The sequence below is a fragment of the Azospirillum sp. UENF 211521 genome (assembly GCF_058780535.1).
Genome location: NZ_JBSNCF010000003.1, coordinates 797,064 through 817,500, shown reverse-complemented (window position 1 = coordinate 817,500; position 20,437 = coordinate 797,064). Strand labels below are relative to the sequence as shown.

General features: G+C 69.9%; 18 protein-coding genes (1 of these 18 running past the window's edge). 13 read left to right on the top strand and 5 right to left on the bottom strand.

From position 1 onward, the window contains the following. The 7 genes from ACWPN5_RS28370 to ACWPN5_RS28340 form a co-directional block, all read left to right on the top strand. Nucleotides 1–495, top strand: partial view of an enoyl-CoA hydratase/isomerase family protein gene (locus tag ACWPN5_RS28370; protein WP_035680235.1) — the 3' portion only. 276 nt of this gene lie to the left of the window's left edge; only the last 495 of its 771 coding nucleotides appear in the window; its start codon lies beyond the left edge, outside the window; it ends in the stop codon at nt 493–495. A gap of 124 nt (nt 496–619) precedes the next feature. After that, the gene (locus tag ACWPN5_RS28365) at nt 620–1,693 is read left to right on the top strand and encodes a polyamine ABC transporter substrate-binding protein (protein ID WP_145682122.1); all 1,074 of its coding nucleotides are present in this window, start codon (nt 620–622) and stop codon (nt 1,691–1,693) included. A 29-nt stretch (nt 1,694–1,722) separates the two neighbouring features. Next, entirely contained in the window at nt 1,723–2,826 is a 1,104-nt protein-coding gene (locus ACWPN5_RS28360) for an ABC transporter ATP-binding protein (RefSeq protein WP_145682121.1), read from the top strand. Next, nucleotides 2,823–4,592, top strand: a complete 1,770-nt coding sequence (locus tag ACWPN5_RS28355) for an ABC transporter permease subunit (RefSeq protein WP_492298712.1) — start codon at nt 2,823–2,825, stop codon at nt 4,590–4,592. Before ACWPN5_RS28360 ends, ACWPN5_RS28355 begins: the two co-directional genes overlap by 4 nt. 55 nt (nt 4,593–4,647) lie before the next feature. Next, on the top strand, nt 4,648–6,177 hold the full coding sequence (locus tag ACWPN5_RS28350; RefSeq protein WP_145682119.1) for an AMP-binding protein: 1,530 nt from the start codon (nt 4,648–4,650) through the stop codon (nt 6,175–6,177). A gap of 121 nt (nt 6,178–6,298) precedes the next feature. After that, nucleotides 6,299–8,002 carry a methyl-accepting chemotaxis protein gene (locus ACWPN5_RS28345; protein ID WP_492298711.1) on the top strand — a complete coding sequence of 568 codons (1,704 nt, stop codon included), beginning with the start codon at nt 6,299–6,301 and terminating at the stop codon, nt 8,000–8,002. Nucleotides 8,003–8,118: 116 nt separating this feature from the next. Beyond that, nucleotides 8,119–8,472: a hypothetical protein gene (locus ACWPN5_RS28340; RefSeq protein ID WP_145674226.1), complete on the top strand. Its 354-nt coding sequence runs from the start codon at nt 8,119–8,121 to the stop codon at nt 8,470–8,472. A gap of 72 nt (nt 8,473–8,544) precedes the next feature. Here the strand turns inward: ACWPN5_RS28340 and scpC are convergent, their stop codons facing one another. Beyond that, entirely contained in the window at nt 8,545–10,038 is a 1,494-nt protein-coding gene (gene scpC, locus ACWPN5_RS28335; RefSeq protein WP_492298709.1) for a succinyl-CoA:acetate CoA-transferase ScpC, read from the bottom strand. Between the two features lie 280 nt (nt 10,039–10,318). Between scpC and ACWPN5_RS28330 the strand changes: the two genes are divergently transcribed. After that, a complete protein-coding gene (locus ACWPN5_RS28330; protein ID WP_492298707.1) occupies nt 10,319–11,497 on the top strand; it encodes a pyridoxal phosphate-dependent aminotransferase in 1,179 nt (392 codons plus the stop codon). Nucleotides 11,498–11,513: 16 nt separating this feature from the next. On the opposite strand, the gene ACWPN5_RS28325 is transcribed toward ACWPN5_RS28330, so the two are convergent. Genes ACWPN5_RS28325 through hutG form a run of 3 tightly spaced genes read right to left on the bottom strand, consistent with a single transcriptional unit; the run spans nt 11,514 to nt 14,508 of the window. Continuing rightward, nucleotides 11,514–12,302 (bottom strand): IclR family transcriptional regulator, encoded by a 789-nt coding sequence (locus ACWPN5_RS28325; protein ID WP_145682114.1) that lies wholly within the window; start codon nt 12,300–12,302, stop codon nt 11,514–11,516. Beyond that, entirely contained in the window at nt 12,299–13,696 is a 1,398-nt protein-coding gene (locus ACWPN5_RS28320) for a formimidoylglutamate deiminase (RefSeq protein ID WP_247888224.1), read from the bottom strand. Before ACWPN5_RS28320 ends, ACWPN5_RS28325 begins: the two co-directional genes overlap by 4 nt. 11 nt (nt 13,697–13,707) lie before the next feature. Further along, nucleotides 13,708–14,508 carry an N-formylglutamate deformylase gene (gene hutG / locus ACWPN5_RS28315; protein ID WP_200478453.1) on the bottom strand — a complete coding sequence of 267 codons (801 nt, stop codon included), beginning with the start codon at nt 14,506–14,508 and terminating at the stop codon, nt 13,708–13,710. A gap of 286 nt (nt 14,509–14,794) precedes the next feature. Here hutG and ACWPN5_RS28310 point away from each other — a divergent pair, with 286 nt between their 5' ends. The 5 genes from ACWPN5_RS28310 to ACWPN5_RS28290 all read left to right on the top strand — a co-directional run bounded on the left by ACWPN5_RS28310 (nt 14,795) and on the right by ACWPN5_RS28290 (nt 19,578). After that, nucleotides 14,795–15,592: a glutamine ABC transporter substrate-binding protein gene (locus ACWPN5_RS28310; protein ID WP_145682111.1), complete on the top strand. Its 798-nt coding sequence runs from the start codon at nt 14,795–14,797 to the stop codon at nt 15,590–15,592. A 31-nt stretch (nt 15,593–15,623) separates the two neighbouring features. Continuing rightward, the gene (locus ACWPN5_RS28305; RefSeq protein ID WP_014241975.1) at nt 15,624–16,286 is read left to right on the top strand and encodes an amino acid ABC transporter permease; all 663 of its coding nucleotides are present in this window, start codon (nt 15,624–15,626) and stop codon (nt 16,284–16,286) included. Between the two features lie 4 nt (nt 16,287–16,290). Next, complete coding sequence (locus ACWPN5_RS28300) at nt 16,291–17,100, top strand: amino acid ABC transporter ATP-binding protein (protein WP_492298704.1); 810 nt, start codon at nt 16,291–16,293, stop codon at nt 17,098–17,100. A gap of 13 nt (nt 17,101–17,113) precedes the next feature. Next, complete coding sequence (locus ACWPN5_RS28295; RefSeq protein ID WP_492298703.1) at nt 17,114–18,307, top strand: MFS transporter; 1,194 nt, start codon at nt 17,114–17,116, stop codon at nt 18,305–18,307. Nucleotides 18,308–18,372: 65 nt separating this feature from the next. After that, a complete protein-coding gene (locus tag ACWPN5_RS28290) occupies nt 18,373–19,578 on the top strand; it encodes an ATP-dependent DNA helicase (protein ID WP_492298701.1) in 1,206 nt (401 codons plus the stop codon). Between the two features lie 35 nt (nt 19,579–19,613). On the opposite strand, the gene ACWPN5_RS28285 is transcribed toward ACWPN5_RS28290, so the two are convergent. Continuing rightward, nucleotides 19,614–20,273: a TerC family protein gene (locus tag ACWPN5_RS28285; RefSeq protein WP_145682107.1), complete on the bottom strand. Its 660-nt coding sequence runs from the start codon at nt 20,271–20,273 to the stop codon at nt 19,614–19,616. Nucleotides 20,274–20,437: the final 164 nt, after the last annotated feature.

The following is a 20,437-nucleotide window of genomic DNA, read 5'->3' as shown; positions in this document are numbered from 1 at the left end:
CGCACCCTGTCGAAGCCGCTGATCATCGCGCTGAACGGCGTCGCCGCCGGCTCCGCCTTCCAGGTCGCCCTGCTCGGCGACTTCCGCATCGGCCATGCCGGCGTGCGCATGGGCCAGCCGGAGATCAACTCGGGCATCGCCAGCACCACCGGCCCGTGGATCATGAAGGAGATGATCGGTCTGGCCCGCACCATGGACCTTACTCTGTCCGGCCGGCTGATGGACGCCGAGGAGAGCCACCGCATCGGCCTGATCAACCGCATCGTCCCGCAGGACCGCGTCATGGCCGAATCGCTGGCCCTGGCCGAGGAGCTGGCCGCCAAGCCGCCGGTCGCCATGCGGCTGGACAAGCAGCGCTTCCGCGAGATGACCGAGGCCGGCTTCCGCGACGCCCTGGCCGCCGGCGTGCGCATCCAGCGCGAGGCCTACGCGTCTGGCGAACCGGCCCGGATGATGGAGGAGTTCCTCGCCAAGCGCGCCGCGAAGCGCGCGTAACCAGGGCTCACGCCCCAAACACGACTCTTCCCTGGGCGCAACGATCCGCCCACCCGCGCCGCCACGGCGGCGCTCCTCCACCGGGGCCGCAGAGACGCCCCGACCGCAGAACAGGGAGTTTCACATGAGCAAGTCCACCTTCTCCATGGGCCGCCGCAGCCTGATGAAGGGAGCCGCCGGCGTCGCGCTGGGCGCCACCCTGCCCGCCGGGCTGCTCCGCCCGGCCTTCGCCGCCACGCAGCAGATCACCGTCGCCGATCCGGGCGGCCCCTACAGCCCGGCCTTCCGCAAGGCCTTCTACGACCCGTTCGAGAAGGCCACCGGCATCAAGGTGGTCAACGTCGCCCGCGAGGCGGAGCCGACCGCCCAGTTCAAGGCCATCGTGGAGACCAAGTCCTACACCTGGGACGTCTGCACTCTGACCCTGTCGGCCCGCGACATCCTGATGACGCAGAACCTGCTGGAGCCGCTGAACTTCACCGCGGCGGACGCGCCCGGCCTGATGCCGGAGTCGCTGACCAGCCATTGGATGGGCACCGACGTCTATTCGACCATCCTCGGCTACCGCGCCGACAAGTTCGCCTCCAACGCGCCGCAGAGCTGGGCCGACTTCTGGAACGTCGAGAAGTTCCCGGGCCGCCGCTCGCTGCGCAAGAACCCGATCGACACGCTGGAGCAGGCGCTGCTGGCCGACGGCGTGCCGCTCGACAAGCTCTATCCGCTCGACGTCGACCGCGCCTTCAAGGCGCTCGACCGCATTAAGCCGCACGTCGCCGTGTGGTGGACCGGCGGCGCCCAGTCCAGCCAGCTCATCCAGAGCGGCGAGGTCGACATGATCGCCCTGTGGAACGCCCGCGCCCAGGCGGTGATCGACGGCGGCGCCCCGGTGAAGATCAACTGGAACCAGGGGCTCTACTCGATCGAGGGCTGGGGCATCCCGCGCGGCAACCCCCGCGCCGACGCCGCCCGCCAGTTCATCAAGTTCTGCGCCGACCCGTCCCGTCAGGCCGTCTTCACCGAGGTGCTGGCCTACGGTCCGACCAACCTCGAGGCCTACAAGAACATCCCGAAGGAGCGCGCCCAGGCCCTGCCCACCTTTGACGACAACCTCAAGGTGATGACCATCGCCAAGGAGGATTGGTGGGGCGCCAACCGGGCGAAGATGAACGAGCGCTTCAACGCCTGGATCCTCGGCTAAGCCCGCCTTCGGAAAGGAGACCCGCCGCCATGCTCTCACCGCTCGCACAGACGCGGACAGCGCCGGTCCAGGCCGGGGCCGCCGCCACGCCGAAGCTGCTGGTCGACGGCCTGACCAAACGGTACGGCGCCATCACGGCGCTGGAACCCACCCGCCTCGAAGTCCCGGCGGGCGAGTTCCTGACGCTGCTCGGCCCGTCGGGGTCGGGCAAGACCACGCTTCTGCAGATGATCTGCGGGCTGGTGGAGCCCAGCGGCGGGCGCATCCTGATCGACGGGCAGGACGAGACCCGGACACCCGTGCACAAGCGGGACATCGGCCTCGTCTTCCAGCATTACGCCCTGTTCCCCCACCTGACGGTGGCGGAGAACATCGGCTTTCCCCTGCGCATGCGCGGCGTCGCCCCGGCGGACCTGACGCGGCGCGTGAAGGAGGCGCTGGAGATGGTCCATCTCGGCCATCTCGCCGGGCGCTTCCCCAAGGAGCTGTCCGGCGGGCAGCAGCAGCGCGTCGCGCTCGCGCGCTGCTTCGTCTACCAGCCCTCGGTCATCCTGATGGACGAGCCGCTGGGGGCGCTCGACAAGAAGCTGCGCGAGCACATGCAGTACGAGATCAAGCGCCTGCACCGCGAGACCGGCGCCACGATCATCTACGTCACCCATGACCAGGAGGAAGCCCTGGCCATGTCGGACCGCATCTGCCTGATGAACCACGCCCGGATCGAGCAGCTCGGCACCCCGCACGACATCTACGCCCGCCCGAAGACCGCCTTCGCCGCCGATTTCATCGGCGTGTCGAACATCTTCCGCGGGCAGGTCCGGCGCGACGGCAGCGGCACACCCATGCTGGTCACCGGCAACGGCAGCTTCCGCCTGTCCGCCGACACCCCGGACCGTCCGGACGGCACGCTGGTCGTCCGTCCCGAGCAGCTCGACATCGACGGCGACGGCGACAACGAGGTGCGCGGCGAGGTGGTGGACACCGTCTATGCCGGGTCCGAGACGCGGGTTCTGGTGTCGCTCGGCGGTGAGGAGACGATCACCGTCCGGCTGCGCCGCGGCACCGCCCCGCCGCGGCTGGGCGAGGTGGTCGCGGTGCGCTGGCGCGCCGACGCCGGGGTGCTGGTGTCATGAGCGCCGCCACCCTGAACCATGACGGCGCCTTCGCCGCGGCGCGGCGGCGGCTGCGCTTCGGCCCGCTGTGGCTGGCCGCCCCCGGCCTCGCCTTCCTGGCCATTTTCTTCCTGTTCCCGGTGTTGCGGCTGCTCGGCCTCAGCGTCCAGGACCTGGAGACCTCGGCCTGGACCGGCGACCATTACGCCCGCATCGTCGCCACGGACGTCTATTTCCGCGTCCTGATGAGCACCTTCCGCATCGCCGGGCTGACCGCCCTGCTGTCGCTCCTGTTCGGCTATCCGCTGGCCTACTGGCTGGCGCAACTGCCGGAGCGCCAGCGCGGGCTGGCGATCCTGGCGGTGATGGTGCCCTTCTGGACCAGCTATCTGGTGAAGACCTTCGCCTGGATGGTCATCCTGGGGCGCACCGGCGTCATCAACCAGATCCTCTCCGGCACCGGCATGTCGCCCCTGCCGCTGCTGCACAACGAGTTCGGCGTGATGGCCGGCATGGTCCACGCCATGCTGCCTCTGGCCGTGCTGACCATGCTGCCGGTGATGACCACCCTCGACCGCCGGCTGGTCCAGGCGGCGGAAACGCTGGGCGCGCCGCCGGCCAACGCCTTCTGGCTGGTCTATTTCCAGCTCTCGCTGCCCGGCGTGGCGGCGGCCGGGCTGCTCACCTTCATCTCCTCGCTGGGCTTCTTCATCGTGCCGGCGCTGCTCGGCGGGCCGCAGCAGACCATGCTGGCGCAGCTCATCATCTCGCAGATCCAGGAGATGCTGAACTGGGCCTTCGCCGGCGCGCTGGCCACCTTCATGCTGGTCGCGGCTCTGGTCACCTGCTGGGTCTACGACCGGCTGTTCGGCCTGTCCTCCCTGTCGGGCGAGACCTCCGGGCGCACCGGCGGCGGCCAGGGCCGCCTGCGTGGGGCCGGGATGAGCATCCTGTCGGGCCTCGCCAAGGCGTCAACGGCGCTGGGCGGACCGGTCGGGCGCGTGTTGGGGCCGAGGATGATAGACCGGCTGCTGCCGCTCTACTCCGCGGCGGTGATCGTCTTCCTGGTCGCCCCGGCGCTGGTCGTCGTGCCCATCGCCTTCACCACCTCGCCCTTCCTCGACTTCCCGCCGCCGGGCTACGGGCTGGAGTGGTTCCGCGTCTATTTCAACTCCGACCTCTGGGTGTCGGCGACGATCCGCTCCTTTGCGGTGGCCTTCGCCACGGCGATCCTTGCGACGCTGGTGGCCGGTCTGGCCGCGCTGGCGCTCGCCCGCTCCTCCTCGCGCTGGCGGGGGGCGATCTTCGCTTTCTTCCTGGCGCCGATGATCGTGCCGCGCATCGTCATCGCGGTCGGGCTGTTCTACCTGTTCGCCCAGATCGGGCTGGTCGCCACCGACCTCGGCCTGATCATCGGCCACACGGTGCTGGCTCTGCCCTTCGCCTTCGTCGCCATTTCCGCGGTGGTCAAGGGGCACGACTGGCGGCTGGATCAGGCGGCGGCGACGCTGGGGGCGAACCGCGTCAAGACGCTGATGCTGGTCACCGTCCCGCTGATCCGCGGCGGTCTGGTGGCGGCCTTCCTGTTCGCCTTCATCACCTCCTTCGACGAGCTGACCGTGGCGATCTTCGTCAGCGGCGGCGTCAAGACCACGCTGCCCAAGCAGATGTGGGACGACATGATCCTCCAGTTGAACCCGACGCTGGCCGCCGTGTCCGTCGTGGTCTTCGCGATCGTGATGGCCCTGCTGCTGATGGCGGAGTGGCTGCGCCGTCCGGCGCGCTGATCCGCAACCCCATTCGGCCGTAACCAACCGACCAAACGCATTCGAGATACGCATCATGTCCGATTTCGAAGAAGGGTTCGTCCGCCTGTTCACGCAGGCGGCCCGGACCGGACGCGCCCGCCTGTTCGCCCGCTTCAACGGCGAGGCGCTGAGCTTCGCCACGCTCGACCGCCAGTCCGACGGCGTCGCGGCGGAGCTGCGGCGGCTCGGGCTGAAGCCCGGCGACCGCGTGGCCTTGATGCTGCGCAACAGCCCGCTGGTGCTGTCCACCCTGTTCGGCCTCGCCAAGGCCGGGCTGGTCTGGGTGCCGATCAACGCCCAGCAGCGCGGCGAGGGGCTGCGCTACATCCTGGAGCATTCGGACCCCGGCGCCATCATCGCCGAGGCCGAGTTCCTGCCGGTGATCGCCGAGACGGGCGCTGTGCCCGCCGGCACGCCGCTGATCGTCCAGGGCGACCCGGCGGCGCCGCTGCGGCTGGAAGCCCTGCTGGAGTCCGACGCCGCCTTCGAGGAGGCGCCGCCCGCCCCCGACGACACCTTCGCCATCATGTACACCTCCGGCACCACCGGGCGGCCCAAGGGCGTGCTGGTGTCGCACCGCATGATGCGGCTGGCCGGCGAGGCGGTGGCCCGCGTCTCGGCCGCCCGCGACGGCGACGTGCTGTTCGTGTGGGAGCCGCTGTACCACATCGGCGGCGCCCAGATGATCATCATGCCGCTGATCCGCAGCGTGTCGCTCGCCATGGTCGACCGTTTCAGCGCCAGCCGCTTCTGGGATCAGGTTCGGGAGTATGGGGCGACCCACATCCATTACCTGGGCGGCATCCTGCAGATCCTGCTCAAGCAGCCGGTCTCGCCGCGCGACCACGACCACCCCGTGCGCATCGCCTGGGGCGGCGGCTGCCCCAAGGAGACCTGGACGCCCTTCGAGGAACGGTTCGGCGTGCAGATCCGCGAATGCTACGGCATGACCGAGGCGTCGAGCATCACCACCTGCAACGACGAGGGCGTCGTCGGCGCGGTCGGCCGCCCGATGCCCTGGTTCACGGTGGAATTGCTGGACGCCGCCGGCCAGCCGGTGCCGAAGGGCGAGCGGGGCGAGATCGTCGTCCGCACCGACCGTCCCGGCGCCATCTTCGCCGGTTACTTCCGCAACCCGGAGGCGACGGCCCGCGCGCTCAAGGACGGCGCCCTGCACACCGGCGACCTCGGCTCGCTCGATGAGGCCGGCACTCTGCTGTTCCACGGCCGGATGACCGACAGCGTGCGCTGCAGGGGCGAGAACGTGTCGGCCTGGGAGGTCGAGCATGTCGCGGCCACCCACCCCTCGGTCGAGGACTGCGCCATCATCGGAGTGGCCGCCGACGTCGGCGAGCAGGACATCAAGCTGTTCGTGAAGCCGAAGGCCGGGGCGACGCTCGACATCCCGTCGCTGTCCGGCTGGCTCGGAAAACAGCTCGCTCCCTATCAGAATCCGCGCTACATCGCGGTGGTCGAGGAGTTCGAGCGCACCCCCAGCCAGCGAATCATGAAGCACAAGCTGTCCCCGGCCTTAGACGGCTGCTGGGATCGGCTGGCCGGCTGACGGCGCGTCTCCCCTCCCCCGCATGCCGCAAGGCTGCGGGGGAATTTTTTAGACCCGGCTCCTGGCGCCGCCCGCGCCGTCCCTCCCCCGATCGAGCCCGATTTATTGGAAAGCCCTGGACATGCCGCTGCACCGCTGGTTCTCGAACCGCAAGTTACTGCACAAGATCCTCGTTCCGGTTCTCGTCCTGCTGATCGTGATCGCCAGCCTCGTCTGGACCGCCCGGAGCGCGATCTCCGACCTGACGCGGTCGACCGCCCGCATCACGGAGGTCGTCGCCGACCGGCTGGGCGCGGCGATCGCGGTGCAGTCGGCGCTGGGTGACGCCATGGACACCGAGTCGAACGCCATCGTCGCCTCCTCCCGCGAGGCCATCGACGCCGCCAACGTGCAGCTCACGGCCAACATCGCCAAGGCCCTGGCTGCCATCGACACGCTGGCCGAGGCCTACGACGACCCGGCGGAGCGCGAGAGCATCCAGGCCATCAAGTCGATCGTCGGGGAGTATGAGCGCGTCGCCCAGACAACCGTGCAGCTGGCCCGCGGCTTCGACACCGACGGCGCCATCCGCGTGTCCATCGACGTCGGCCGCCCCGTCCGGCAGAAGCTGACCGCCGCGCTGGGCGAGCGGGTGGAGCAGAGCATGGCCGAAACGCGGGAGGCCGAGCGGCGCGCCACCGCCCTCTCCCAGCAGGTGATGACGCGGCTCTACACGGTCGCGGGTGCCGGCCTGCTGTTCGCCTTCGGCCTGCTGGGGTCCATCCTGCTGTTCTTCGTCGTGCGTCCACTGCACCGCCTGACGTCGGAGATGACCTCCATTGCCGCCGGCGACCTGACCATGGCCATCCAGGGCACCGAACGCACGGACGAGGTGGGCCTGCTCGCCCGCGCGCTCCAGGTCTTCAAGAGCAACGGGCTGGAGATGCGGCGCCTCCAGGAGGAGAGCGACGCGCAGAAGCGCCAGATGGAGGCCGACCGCCGCGCCGCCATGCTGGCCCTGGCCGACCAGTTCGACGCCAACGTGCAGGGCGTGGTCCACGCCGTTTCGCAGGCCGCCCGCCAGCTCCAGAGCAACGCGCAGACGATGACCGGCGCCGCCGAGACGACAACGGAGCAGGCCTCCTCGGTCGCCGCCGCAACGGAGCAGGCGTCGGCCAACGTCGCGACGGTCGCCGCCGCGTCGGAGCAGCTCGGCAGTTCCATCGGGGAGATCGGCCGTCAGGTCAACGGCGCCGCGACGGTCGCCCGCGACGCCGTGGCCGAAGGGGAACGGACCAACGCGCTGGTCGAGCGGCTGGCCAGCGCCGCCCAGAAGATCGGCGACGTCGTCAACCTGATCCAGAACATCGCCTCGCAGACCAACCTGCTGGCGCTGAACGCCACAATCGAGGCGGCGCGCGCCGGCGAGGCCGGCAAGGGCTTCACCGTCGTCGCCCACGAGGTGAAGGCGCTGGCCACCCAGACCTCCCAGGCGACCGAGGAGATCGCCAGCCAAATCACTGAGATCCAGTCGATCACCGAAGGCACCGTGACGGCCATCCGCAACATCGCCCGGACCATCGCCGACGTGGACGCCATCGCCGGGGCCATCGCCGCCGCCGTCGAGGAGCAGACCGCCGCCACCCACGAGATCGGCCGCAACATCCAGCAGGCCGCCCAGGGCACCCGGCTGGTCTCGGGCAACATCGGCGGCGTCAGCCAGTCGGCCACCGACGTGCGCGAGGCCGCCGCGGAGGTGCTGGATGCGGCGAACAGCCTGTCCCGCGACTCCGACCTGCTGCGCGACGAGATCCAGGGCTTCATCGCCCGGGTCCGCGCCGGCTGACACCTTTGCACGAGCGTGACCCCCGCGTGACCATTTTCGCGTCGCGCGGGGGCGGCGCCCCCAACGGCCGAATTCGTGGTAGGATGGTGCTCCACAGTCGGAAGCCTTTGGAAACCATGCCGAGCCTGTCCAGCGGCCTCAACGCCCTCATCGACACGGTCCTGCGCAGCCACCCGTCGCTGCGGGTGCTGCCGGTGTCCCGCTACACCCGTGACCAGGCCGCCGCCTACGCCGCCGCCAACGGGCGGGCCATCGCCCACGCCGTCGACGAGCGGGGACGGCAGTCGCTCCTGGTCGCCCTGTCCGGGCTGGATTACGTCAGCGTCTGCGACCTCGACCACGACCTGACGGTGCCCGCCGAACAGCCGGTGTCGCTGATCGTGCCCGAGCTGCGCGGCGGGCTGCTCGCCCGCTTCACCCCACGCACCGCCGGGGACGTGTGCCGGATCGTCGAGGCCGTCTGCCCCTGATCCGTTGAAAGGACACTGGCGTCGAGCCCCCACCCAACCCTCCCCCGCGGCGCGGGGGAGGGCATCGGGACCTCAGGCCGGCTGCATGCTGCCCGTCTGCTGGTAGCGCAGGTGCCAGGAGAAGGCCTCCTCCAGCAGGTGCGGCGTGTGGCCGCCGCGCTGCAGCGCCCGGCGGTGATAGTCCAGCGCCAGCTCGCGGTAGCTGGGGTGGACGCAGTTGCGGATGATCGTCTCCGCCCGCTCGCGCGGGGCGAGGCCGCGCAGGTCGGCCAGACCGGTCTCGGTCACCAGGACATCGACGTCATGCTCGTTGTGGTCGGTGTGGGTGACCATCGGCACGACGCTGGAAATCCTCCCGTCCTTGGCCAGCGACTTGGTGACGAAGATGGCGAGATGGGCGTTGCGCGCGAAGTCGCCGGAGCCGCCGATGCCGTTCATCATCTGCGTGCCGTTGACGTGGGTCGAGTTCACGTTGCCGTAGATGTCGCACTCCAGCGCCGTGTTGATGCCGATCACGCCCAGCCGGCGAATGACCTCCGGGTGGTTGGAGATTTCCTGCGGGCGCAGCAGCAGCCGGCCCTTGTAGCTGCCGATCCTCGGCAGGACCTCCGCGTACTTTCCGGCGCTCAGCGTGATGGAGGAGCCCGAGGCGAAGGTCAGCTTGCCGGCGTCGAACAGGTCGAAGGTGCTGTCCTGCAGGACCTCGCTGTACATGGTCAGGTCGTGGAACGGGCTGTCGATCATGCCGTGCAGCACGGCGTTGGCGATGGTCCCGATGCCGGCCTGGAGCGGGTTCAGCGAGCGGCCCAGCCGGCCCTGCCGGACCTCGCGGTCGAGAAACTCGATCAGGTGCCCGGCGATGTCACGGGTCTCGGCGTCCGGCGGCAGGATGGTGGCGCTGCTGTCCTGCTTGCGGGTCACCACGATGGCCGCGATCTTCGACGGGTCGATGGGGATGCAGGGCAGGCCGGCGCGGCTCTCCGCCGTCACCACCGGGATCGGCTCGCGGAAGGGGCGGCGCGTCGGGATGTAGACGTCGTGCATCCCCTCCAGGTCGAGCGGCTGGGTCAGATTCAGCTCGACGATGATCTTCTCGGCCAGGATGGCGAAGGTCGCCGAGTTGCCGATCGAGGTGGTGGGGACGATCCCGCCCAACTCGGTAATCGCGCAGGCCTCGATCACCGCCACATCCACCGGCCCCATCTGGCGGGAGCGCAGAAGCTCCACCGTCTCCGACAGGTGCTGGTCGACGAACATCACCTCGCCGCGGTTGATCGCCTTGCGCAGCACCGGGTCGGCCTGGAACGGCAGGCGGCGGGCCAGAACCCCGGCCTCCGTCAGGATGCGGTCCACGTCATTGCCCAGCGAGGCGCCGGTCATCAGCGTGACCTTCAGCCGTTCCGTCGCGGCGCGCTCGGCCAGCGCCAGCGGCACCGCCTTGGCGTCACCGGCGCGGGTGAAGCCGCTCATGCCGATGGTCATGCCGTCGCGGATCAGCAGGGCCGCCTCTTCCGGCGTCACCACCTTCCCCCACAGGGACTTCAGGCGAATACGATCGCGGTACATGGTTATCCTTTGCACACTCTCGGGCGTTTGTTGCCGGTTGAAATTGTTCGGCAGACGATTCACTCATTCTTTTCTTTGAGGTCCGTCATAGGCCCGGCTTTCGCAGCGCTGCAATTGCCGGTCGGTCATATCAGGGTGTCCTAATAGGCATGAATGGCCGCGTTGCGCCGTCGCCCCTCAAACGCCCGGTTGTGCCCCGGCACTGCCCTGGGGCATATGGATGGGCTTCCGCCGTGACCCGTGTCCGGCCAATGGAAAAGCCTGCCAGGGAGCCCCGCCGATGCGCTTCTCTTCCCTCACCGACCGCATCCGCGGCGACCGCGTCGCGGCCTGGGACATCCATTTCGCCGCCTGGACCGCCAAGGGCCGCGGCGAGGACGTCATCGTGCTGAGCGTCGGCGACCCCGACTTCGACACGCCGGCCCCGGTGCGCGACGCCGCCATCGCCGCCCTGCACGCCGGCGACACCCATTACACCCCGATTCCCGGCCGTCCGGAGCTGCGCGCCGCGCTGGCCCGCGACATGGCCCGCCGCACCGGCCTGCCGGTCGAGCCGGAGAACGTCATCGTCTGCGCCGGGGCGCAGAACGGCCTGTTCAACGCCACCCTCTGCCTCGTCGAGGCGGGGGACGAGGTGCTGGTGCCCGAGCCGATGTACCTGACCTACGAGGCCTGCGTCCGCGCGTCGGGCGCCACGCTGGTTCCGGTGGCCCCGGACGCCGCCACGCTGCGGCTGGACCCGGCGGCGCTGGCCGCCGCGGTGACCCCGCGCACCCGCGCCATCTTCCTGGCGACCCCCGCCAACCCCACCGGCATCGTCATGTCGATGGAGGAACTGGAGGCCGTGGCCGACCTCGCCCGCCGCCACGACCTGTGGGTGGTCGCCGACGAGGTCTATGCCAGCCTGACCTTCGACCGGCCCCACGTCAGCATCGCCACCCTGCCCGGCATGGCGGAGCGCACGGTGACCATCAACAGCCTGTCCAAGTCGCACGCCATGACCGGCTGGCGCGCCGGCTGGGTGGTCGCCCCGGCGCCGCTGGTCGCCCATATGGGCACGCTGGCGCTGTGCATGCTCTACGGCCTGCCGGGCTTCGTGCAGCAGGCGGCTCTGGTCGCCGTCGAGCAGGGCGACGAGGCGGTGGCGGCGATGCGCGAGGGCTACCGCCGCCGCCGCGACATCGCGCTGGAGGCGCTCGGCTCGGTTCCCGGCCTGCGCTGCCTGAAGCCGGAGGCCGGCATGTTCATGCTGGTGGACGTGCGCGGCACCGGCCTGCCGACCATGGAGTTCGCGTGGCGGCTGTTCCGCGAGACCGGCGTGTCGGTCCTCGACGCCGGGGCCTTCGGCCCGGCGGCGGCGGGCTGCGTCCGCCTGTCCTTCGCGGTCGGCGAGGCGGAACTGGCGGAGGCCTGCCGCCGCATCGCCGCCTTCGTGACGGGGCTCGGACCGACGGCGTGACCCGAGCCCGCCGCGCTCACCCGCGCGGCAGGTAACCGAGCTGGTGCGAGATCGCGTCCGCCGTCTCCACCACCTTGGTGCGCAGATGGTCGAGCGTGGCAGGCTGGTCCATCACGGCGCTTGGGCCGGACAGGTTGATGGCGGCGATGACCTCGCCCCGGTGGTCGCGGATGGCCGCCGCGATGGCGACGATCCCCGACACGAAGGAGGAGCGGTTCATCGTCCAGCCGCGCTTGCGGTCCTCCGCCACCTCCTGGATCAGCGAGGTCAGGGTGACCGCCGTGGTGTCGCTGTAGCGGTCCAGCCGCACGCCGGTGTAGAGCTGCGCGATGGCTTCGTCGGAAAGGCCGCTCAGCAGCATCCGGCCCATCGCGGTGGCGTGGGCCGGCAGGCGGTAGCCGACCGCGATGTTGCTGGACAGCGTCATGTGCGAGTGCGCGCGGTAGACGTAGACGATCTCCGTCCCGTCGCGCACCGCCATGTGGGCGGAGATCTGCGTGCTGTCGCGCAGCCCGTCGATGTAGGGGATCGCCACCTCGATCCCGTCCAGCCCCGACAGGTAATGGTAGCCGAGTTGCATCGACCGCGGCGCCAAGCGGTAGGACTTGCCGTCCCCCATCCGCCCGATGTAGCCGAGATGCTCCAGCGTGAAGACCAGCCGGTAGGCCGAGGCCCGCCCGATCCCCAACGCCTTGGCGATGTCGGTCAGGGACAGGGTCCGGCGCTGCGGCGTGAACAGCTCCAGGATGGCCAGCCCGCGCTGCAGCGCCGGGGCGATGTAGGTGTTCGGATCGGTCTCGCTCATCTGTCCCGGCGCAACCCCTCGATGGCGCGCCGGTAGGCGGCCCGGATGGCGTCCTCCCGGACGTGGCGGCCCTCGCGCACCACGGTCCGCCCCGCCGCGACCACGTCGCGCACGGCGTGCCCGTCGCTGGCGAAGACATAGGCATCCAGAAGGCTGTCGTCGGTCCGAGAAAGCAGTTTCGGGTTGTCGGCGTCAAGCACCACGAGGTCGGCGGGCTGGCCCACCTGAATCCCGCCGCCGGCGACCGGCTGGCCCAGCGCCTGCGCGCCGCCGGCAACCGCCGCCCGGTAGAGGCCGCCGCCGATGGACGGGCAATCCCCGATGCGCAGCACGTTGCGCCGCCGCTGCACCAGCCGCTGGCCGTATTCCAGCAGGCGCAGTTCCTCCGCCGCCGACACGCTGATGTGGCTGTCCGACCCGACGCCGAACCGCCCGCCCTGCGCCAGAAAGGGGATGGCGGGGAACAGCCCGTCGCCCAGATTGGCCTCGGTCGTCAGGCAGAGTCCGGCCACCGCGCCGCTCGCCGCCATGCCGTCGACTTCGGCCGGGGTCACATGCGTGGCATGGACGAGGCACCAGCGCGGCCCGACCGGGGCGTTCTCCAGCAGCCATTCCACCGGGCGCTTGCCGCTCCAGGCGACGCAGTCGTCCACCTCCGCCGTCTGCTCGGCGATGTGGATGTGGATGGGCGCGCCGGGGTCGAGCGCGTCGAGGCCGGCCAGCGCGTCGCGCATCTCCTCCGGCGTCACCGCGCGCAGCGAATGCAGGGCGAGACCGGTGCGGCGGCCGGCCCGCTCCGTGCCCATGGCCTTCTGCATGGCGGAGACGATGGACAGCAGCCCGTCCACGTCGTTGATGAAGCGCTTCTGCCCGTCGGACGGCGGCTTGCCGCCGAAGCCGCTGTGGGCGTAGAGCACCGGCAGGTGGGTCAGGCCGATCCCGGCCGTGTCGGCGGCGGCCAGGATGCGGCGCGACATCTCCGCCCGGTCGGCGTAGGGGCGCCCGTCGGCACCGTGGTGCAGGTAGTGGAACTCCGCGACCGCCGTGTATCCCTGCTTCGCCATCTCCATGTAGAGCAGCGCCGCGACGGCCTCCGCCGCTTCCGGCGTCATGCGGCGGACGAAGCCGTACATGGCGTCGCGCCACGTCCAGAAGCTGTCCTCCGACGCACCGGCGTATTCGGTCAGCCCGGCCATGGCGCGCTGGAAGGCGTGGCTGTGCAGGTTGGGCATGCCGGGGATCACCGGCCCGGCGGCCTGCGGGAGGCCGTTCGCCTCCGCGTCCCGCTCGACCGCGATCAGCGTGCCCCGCGCGTCGAAACGCAGCGCCACGTTGGAGGCCCAACCCTCGGGCAGCAGCGCCCGTCCGCAGAAAAGCCCGTTCACGCTGTCCATCGCCGCCTCCGTCACGCCCGCTCCTCCGCCCAATCGGCCATCGCTCCGATGAAGTGCCGGAGATGCGGACGAATCCGCTCGGCGCGCGCCTCGTCGAAGGCGAAGGGCGCATCCTCCTCCATGTAGGTCACCTGCGCCATCTCGAGCTGCACGGCGTGCCAGCCCTCGGACGGGCGCCCGAAATGCCGGGTGATGTGGCCACCCTTGAAACGCCCGTTGAGAACGTGGGTGAAGCCATCGGCTCCGGCATCCGCGCCGACCGCGACCAGTCGCTCGCTCAGCACCGGATCGGCGCTGCGCCCGTCGTTGGTCCCGATGTTCAGGTCGGGCAAACGCCCCTCGAACAGCCGCGGCACGACGGAGCGGATGGAATGGGCGTCGAACAGCACCGCCCGCCCGAAGCGGTCGCGCAGCCGGGTCATCTCCGCGGTGATGGCGTCGTGGTAGGGCGTCCAGTAGCGGGTGACCCGCTCGGCCACCTCCGCCGCGTCCGGTTCGGCGCCCGGCTGGTAGAGCGGCGCCCCGTCGAACAGGGTGGTCGGGCACAGGCCCGTGGTGGCGCCGCTGTAGAGCGGCGTGTCGTTGCTGGGGCGGTTCAGATCGACGACGTAGCGCGAGAAGCGCGCCTGGATCACCCCGACTCCAAGATCCTCCAGGAAGTCGTAGAGACGCGGCAGGTGCCAGTCCGTGTCGGGCAGGCCCTGCGCCTCCGGCACCAGCCGGCCGATGAATCCGTCCGGCAGCGCCGTGCCGACATGGGGCAGGCTGACCAGCACCGGACGGCGCGCGGCGCGAAACCCGAAAACGTCCATATCCTCTCTCCCGTGCGACAAGTGTTTTGTCAGCAAAACTTTTCGCGTCCCTGTTCGGTCGCCCCCGGCTTCCGCGACGTTCGCGTTACGTGGCCGCAACACCAGCGTTGCCATGGGGCGTCCGTCATGCTCCAGTATGACAAACGGCGTTGACGCGGCTGTTTTCCCTGGGCAACATATGTTTTATAGGCAAAACACGGCGCTGCCAAGCCGCTCGCTGCGCAAGGGGGTTCCCCGGCGTCCGAAACTGGCAACGCAGGCGCAACGAACAGGGAAATTCCGACCCATGAAGTCCTTTGGCAAGTTTCTCGCCGCCGCCTCCTTCGCCGCCGCCGCGGTCGTCACGATGGTCGGCGCCGGGTCCGTCCCGGCGCGCGCCGAGGACGCGGTTATCGCCTCGATCAAGCAGAACGGCACCTTCCGCGTCGGCGTGGACGCCACCTTCGCGCCCTTCGAGTTCTCGCAGGACGGCAAGAAGACCGGCTTCGACATCGAGTTGGTCGAGGCCATCGCCAAGGAGCTGGGCGCCACCAAAGGCGTCGAGTGGGTGGACATCGACTTCAAGGGCCTGATCCCCGGCCTGATGGCCAACCGCTTCGACATGATCGCCTCGGCCATGTACATCACCGAGGAGCGCCGCAAGGTCGTCGCCTTCTCCGACACCTACTATCCGGGCGGCCTCGTCATCATGGTCAAGGCGAACAACACCGCCGTGAAGGGCCCGGCCGACCTCGAAGGCAAGACCGCCGCCGTGCAGATCGGCACCAAGTCGGTCGTCCATCTGAAGGAGCATTTCCCGAAGACGAAGATCGTCGAGGTCGAAACCAACGCCGAGATGTTCGGGCAGGTCGAGACCGGCCGCACCGACGTCGCGGTGACCGGCAAGCCCGCCGCCAAGCTCTACGCCCAGACGCATCCGACCGTGAAGGTGCTGGACGACCAGCTCACCACCGAGGATTACGGCTTCGCCATGCGCAAGGACAACACCGAGCTGGTGACCAAGGTGAACGCCGCCATCACCAAGCTGAAGGCTGACGGCACCTACCAGAAGCTCATCGACAAGTGGTTCGAAGCCAAGAAGTGATCGATATCCTTGTGAACGGAGGACCCCTCCCGTGACGCTCGACTTCGCCCCCGTCTGGGGAGGGTTGCCGGAGCTGCTGAAGGGCACCGTGGTCACCATCGAGGTGACCGCGGCGGCCTTCCTGCTCAGCGCCGTGCTCGGCCTGCTCGTCGGCATCATCCGCCTCAACCCGGCGCGGCGCGTGCTGTACGGCATCGCGTCGGCCTATGTCGCCTTCATCCGCGGCACGCCGCTGCTGGTGCAGCTGTTCCTGCTGTTCTTCGGCCTGCCGCAGTTCGGCATCCTGCTGCCGGCGATGCTGTGCGGCGTGATCGGGCTCGGCATCTACAGCGGCTCCTACGTGTCGGAGGTGGTGCGCGGCGCCATCCAGTCCATCGACCGCGGCCAGATGGAGGCCGCCCGCTCGCTCGGCATGTCCTACCGCGAGGCGATGTGGGAAGTGGTCCTGCCGCAGGCCTTCCGCCGCATGCTGCCGCCGCTGGGCAACGAGACCATCGCGCTCATCAAGAACTCGGCATTGGTGTCGCTGCTGACCATCGACGACGTGATGCGCGAGGGGCAGCGCATCATCTCCACCAGCTTCCGCGCGCTGGAGGTCTACATCGCGGTGGCGCTGATCTATTTCGTGCTGACCAACGCGGCCACCTGGATCCTGCGCCAGATCGAAAAGCGCATGACTGTGGAAAGAGGGTAAGCCGGTGATCGAGATCCGCAACGTCTACAAGAGCTTCGGCAGCACCGAGGTGCTGAAGGACGTCAGCCTGACCGTGCCGCCGTCGCGCACCACCGTGGTCATCGGCCCGTCCGGGTCGGGCAAGAGCACGCTGCTGCGCTGCTGCAACTGCCTGGAGACCGCCGACCGCGGCGAGATCCGCATCAACCACCGCACCATCATCGCCGACGGCAAGCCGCTCCCCGACAAGGAGCTGAACGCGCTGCGCGCCGAGACCGGCATGGTCTTCCAGTCCTTCAACCTGTTCCCGCACATGACCACGGTGGAGAACGTCATGCGCGCCCCCGTCGTGGTGCGCGGCATGGCCAAGGCCGAGGCGCGGGAGCTGGCCATGGAGCTGCTGCGCAAGGTGGGGCTGGGCGACAAGGCCGACGTCTATCCGTCCACCCTGTCGGGCGGGCAGAAGCAGCGCGCCGCCATCGCCCGCGCGCTCGCCATGAAGCCGAAGGTGATGCTGTTCGACGAGCCGACCTCCGCGCTCGACCCCGAGCTGGTCGGCGAGGTGCTGCAGGTCATGAAGACGTTGGCCGAGGAGGGCATGACCATGATGGTGGTGACCCACGAGATGGGCTTCGCCCGCGAGGTCGCCGACACCGTGGTCGTCATGGCCGACGGGCGCATCGTCGAGTCCGGTTCGCCGGAGCAGATCTTCACCAACCCGACCCAGGAGCGCACCCGCGGCTTCCTGCGCGCGCTGGTGGACGGCCATCTGGCCGGCGCCCGCCCGCAGCCGGCGGACGACGACCCGCTGGACACCCTGCCCGGAAACCACTGACGCCCCGTCCATCTTGCCCCACACCCAACGGGCGCCCGCCTCGCCGCTCACGGTGCTGGCCGCGCTGATCCTCGGCGTCTGCGTCATCCAGGTCGCCAACGGCATCCTGCAGATCCTGCTGCCGCTCCGCCTCGCCGAGGCGGCGGCCCCGCCGCTGGTCGTCGGGGCGGTGGCCTCGGCCTATTCGGTCGGCTTCGTGCTGGGCTGCTGGGCCGCCCCCTGGATGATCCGCCGGGTGGGCGGCGTTTGGTCCTTCGCCGCCTTCGGGCTGCTCGCCGCCGCCGCCACGCTGCTGCTGAACCTGCTGCCCGACGCCCAGGCCTGGGTCGGGCTGCGGCTGCTGATGGGGGTGTCCTACGTCGGGATGCTCACCGTCGCGGAAAGCGGTCTGGCCGCCCTATCGCCGCCGGGGTCGCGGGGCAGCGTCTTCTCCCTCTACATGATCGCCTGCAAGGTGGCGGTGATCGGCGGCCAGATGCTGCTCGCCAGCCCGAACCTGTCGGCCCTGTGGCTGACCGTCCTGGCGGCGGGCTGCTACGGCCTGTCGCTGGTTCCGGTGGCTGTGATCCGCCCGCCGGCCAGCGCCGCGCCGAAGGGGCCGGCGCCCTCGCCCTGGCAGTATGTGCGGCGGGCGCCGGTGGCCTTCGCCGGCTGCCTGATGGTCGGGCTGTGCAACACCGCGGTCACCGGGATCGGTCCGGCCTGGCTCGCCGGGCTGGCCCTGCCCGCCGCCGGGGTCGCGCTGATCATGTCGGGCATCCAGGTGGGCAGCGTCGTGCTGCAATGGCCGATCGGCCGGTTTTCCGACCGCCACGACCGGCGGCTGGTGATCTTCGCCGTGTCCGGGGTGGCGACGGTCGCCGCCTTCCTGATCGCCGTCTTCGCCAACCCGCCCGGCGGGGCGGCGCCGCAGGCCGTCCTGCTCGCCCTGTTCACCCTGTGGGGCAGCGCGGCGCTGTCGCTCTACGCGATCTGCGTGGCCCACGCCAACGACCATGTGACGGTGGAGGAGACGGTGCCGCTGGCCAGCGCGCTGCTGCTCGCCTGGGCGTTGGGCGCCGCCCTCGGCCCGCTGCTGGCGACGGCGGCCATGGAATGGTTCGGGCATGACGCGCTGTTCGTCTATGTCGGGGTGGTGTCGGGCGGCCTGACTCTGTTCGCTGGCCTGCGCCGGGTTATCAGCGGTCCCTTCCGGGCCGAGCCGTAAGGCTTGGCCGCGGGCAGCCGGGCGGGCTACTGTGTCCCGCCCAGCAGCCCCCTCCCCCGCGCTCCATGCCCAGCACAACCGACACCCCGACCGACGAGCAGTTCCGGGCGATCCAGGCCATCGACGCCTGGTACGCCGACCCCGCGGCCCCCCAGATGTTCTGGCTGGCCGGCGAGGCTGGGACCGGCAAGACCAAGACCACCGTCTTCGCGCTGGACCACCTCCAGGACCGCCGCAACCTGGAGAATTTCGTGGTCGGCGCGCCCACCGGCAAGGCCGCGCAGGTGCTGCGCCGCAAGGGCATCGACCGGGCGGCGACGCTGCATTCGCTGATCTACGCGCCGCGGCAGGACGACGACACCGGCGAGCTGTTCTTCGCCCGCAAGTCGGAGGGCAAGTTCGCCGAGGCCGACCTGATCGTCTGCGACGAGGGCTCGATGGTCGGGGACGACGTGGCAGGCGACCTGCTGCGCTCCGGCAAGAAGATCCTGATGATCGCCGACGACTACCAGCTCCCCCCGGTGACCGGCCAGGGCACCCTGACCAAGGGCGAGCCGGATTTCCGGCTGGTCGAGCCGCACCGCACGGCGCGGGAGAGCCCGGTGATCCGGCTCGCCCATCTGCTGCGCCGGCAGGAGCTGCCGCGCCGCTTCGGCACCGCCGGGAACGCCCATGTCCTGCCGCTGAACCGGGTGACCGAGCCGCTGGCCCTGCGGGTGGACACCCAGACCATCTGCGGCACCCACCATGTGCGCACCGACTTCACCCGGCGCATCCGCACCCGCCACGGCTTCGACACGGTGATGCCCCAGGCCGGCGAGCGGGTGATCTGCCGCCGCAACGACCGCGAGGAGGGGTTGTTCAACGGCATGATCGGCACGCTGACCCGCCCGGCAGCCGAGGGGCGGGGCCGCCAGGACGGGCTGTGGTCGCTCGGCGTCCATATGGAGGACGAGGTGAAGCCCCGCAGCAAGCTGATGGTCCATCCCTGGATGTTCCAGGCCCACTACAGCGGCGAGACCAAGGCGCCGCGGGTGGAGCGCGACGTGCAGCAGTTCGATTGGGCCTGGATGATCACCTGCCATTCCGCCCAGGGGTCGGAGTTCCCCTCGGTCACCGTGCTCGACGATTCCGCCGCCTTTCGCGAGCACAAGTGGCGCTGGCTCTACACCGCCGTCACCCGCTCGCAGGACGAGCTGTTCCTGCTGCTGCGCAACGCCGACCTCGGCGGGAACTGGCGGATGCCGGAACTCGACGGCGTTGCGGGGTGACAGCCCCTGGGGCGGGGAAGGGACATGGTGACGCGTCAGAGCAGATGGGCCTGGGTCAGCACCTCGTTGCCGCCGCGCCAGATCATGTCGAGCGCCACATAGGTGATGATGGCGAGGCCGATCCAGCCGATCCAGCGGTGCTTGTGCAGGATGTGGGCGATCACGTTGGCCGCGGCGCCCATCAGGATGACCGACAGCAGCAGGCCGAGGACCAGGACCGTCGGATGGTCCTTGGCCGCACCGGCCACCGCCAGCACATTGTCCAGTGACATCGACACGTCGGCCACCACGATATGCCAGACCGCCGCGCCGAAGGTGGTCGTCGCCACCGCCGCACCGACCGCGGCGTCCCCGGAGCCGGAGCCGGTTGCGGCCAGCGCCTCGTCGGGTGTTACCTCGTCCGCCCCTCCGGAGCGCAGCTCGCGGAACATCTTCCAGCAGACCCACAGCAGCAGCACGCCGCCGGCCAGGGTCAGCCCGATGATGGCAAGAAGCTGGGTGGTGATCAGGGCGAAGAAGATGCGCAGGATGATGGCGGCACCGATGCCCCAGACGATTACCTTGCGGCGCTGCTCCACGGGAACGGCGGCGGCGGCCATGCCGACCACGATGGCGTTGTCGCCGGCGAGAACGAGGTCGATGGCGACCACCTGCCCGAGGGCGGTGAGCTGCGACCAGAGATCGACGCTTTCCATATGAAAATCTCTTCGAAAGCTGCGGTTGGGTTCAATGGCGGTGTGCGGTCATCTTTTTTGTTGGGGCATTCGCCAGGAACAGCGGCCCTGGGGGTTCTGTCGCACGAATCCAACCACGGCGCAGCAGGTTTGGCGTGCAGCGGTGGGTTGCAATGGAGGTGAGG

Bases quoted from the DNA above. Each gene is read 5' to 3' on its own strand.
- hutG (WP_200478453.1), bottom strand. From the start codon at position 14,508: ATGGACGTTTTCGGGTTTCGCGCCGCGCGCCGTCCGGTGCTGGTCAGC.
- ACWPN5_RS28320 (WP_247888224.1), bottom strand. From the start codon at position 13,696: ATGGACAGCGTGAACGGGCTTTTCTGCGGACGGGCGCTGCTGCCCGAG.
- ACWPN5_RS28330 (WP_492298707.1), top strand. From the start codon at position 10,319: ATGCGCTTCTCTTCCCTCACCGACCGCATCCGCGGCGACCGCGTCGCG.
- ACWPN5_RS28350 (WP_145682119.1), top strand. From the start codon at position 4,648: ATGTCCGATTTCGAAGAAGGGTTCGTCCGCCTGTTCACGCAGGCGGCC.
- ACWPN5_RS28290 (WP_492298701.1), top strand. From the start codon at position 18,373: ATGCCCAGCACAACCGACACCCCGACCGACGAGCAGTTCCGGGCGATC.
- ACWPN5_RS28345 (WP_492298711.1), top strand. From the start codon at position 6,299: ATGCCGCTGCACCGCTGGTTCTCGAACCGCAAGTTACTGCACAAGATC.
- ACWPN5_RS28340 (WP_145674226.1), top strand. From the start codon at position 8,119: ATGCCGAGCCTGTCCAGCGGCCTCAACGCCCTCATCGACACGGTCCTG.
- ACWPN5_RS28310 (WP_145682111.1), top strand. From the start codon at position 14,795: ATGAAGTCCTTTGGCAAGTTTCTCGCCGCCGCCTCCTTCGCCGCCGCC.
- ACWPN5_RS28365 (WP_145682122.1), top strand. From the start codon at position 620: ATGAGCAAGTCCACCTTCTCCATGGGCCGCCGCAGCCTGATGAAGGGA.
- ACWPN5_RS28360 (WP_145682121.1), top strand. From the start codon at position 1,723: ATGCTCTCACCGCTCGCACAGACGCGGACAGCGCCGGTCCAGGCCGGG.
- scpC (WP_492298709.1), bottom strand. From the start codon at position 10,038: ATGTACCGCGATCGTATTCGCCTGAAGTCCCTGTGGGGGAAGGTGGTG.
- ACWPN5_RS28355 (WP_492298712.1), top strand. From the start codon at position 2,823: ATGAGCGCCGCCACCCTGAACCATGACGGCGCCTTCGCCGCGGCGCGG.
- ACWPN5_RS28285 (WP_145682107.1), bottom strand. From the start codon at position 20,273: ATGGAAAGCGTCGATCTCTGGTCGCAGCTCACCGCCCTCGGGCAGGTG.
- ACWPN5_RS28325 (WP_145682114.1), bottom strand. From the start codon at position 12,302: ATGAGCGAGACCGATCCGAACACCTACATCGCCCCGGCGCTGCAGCGC.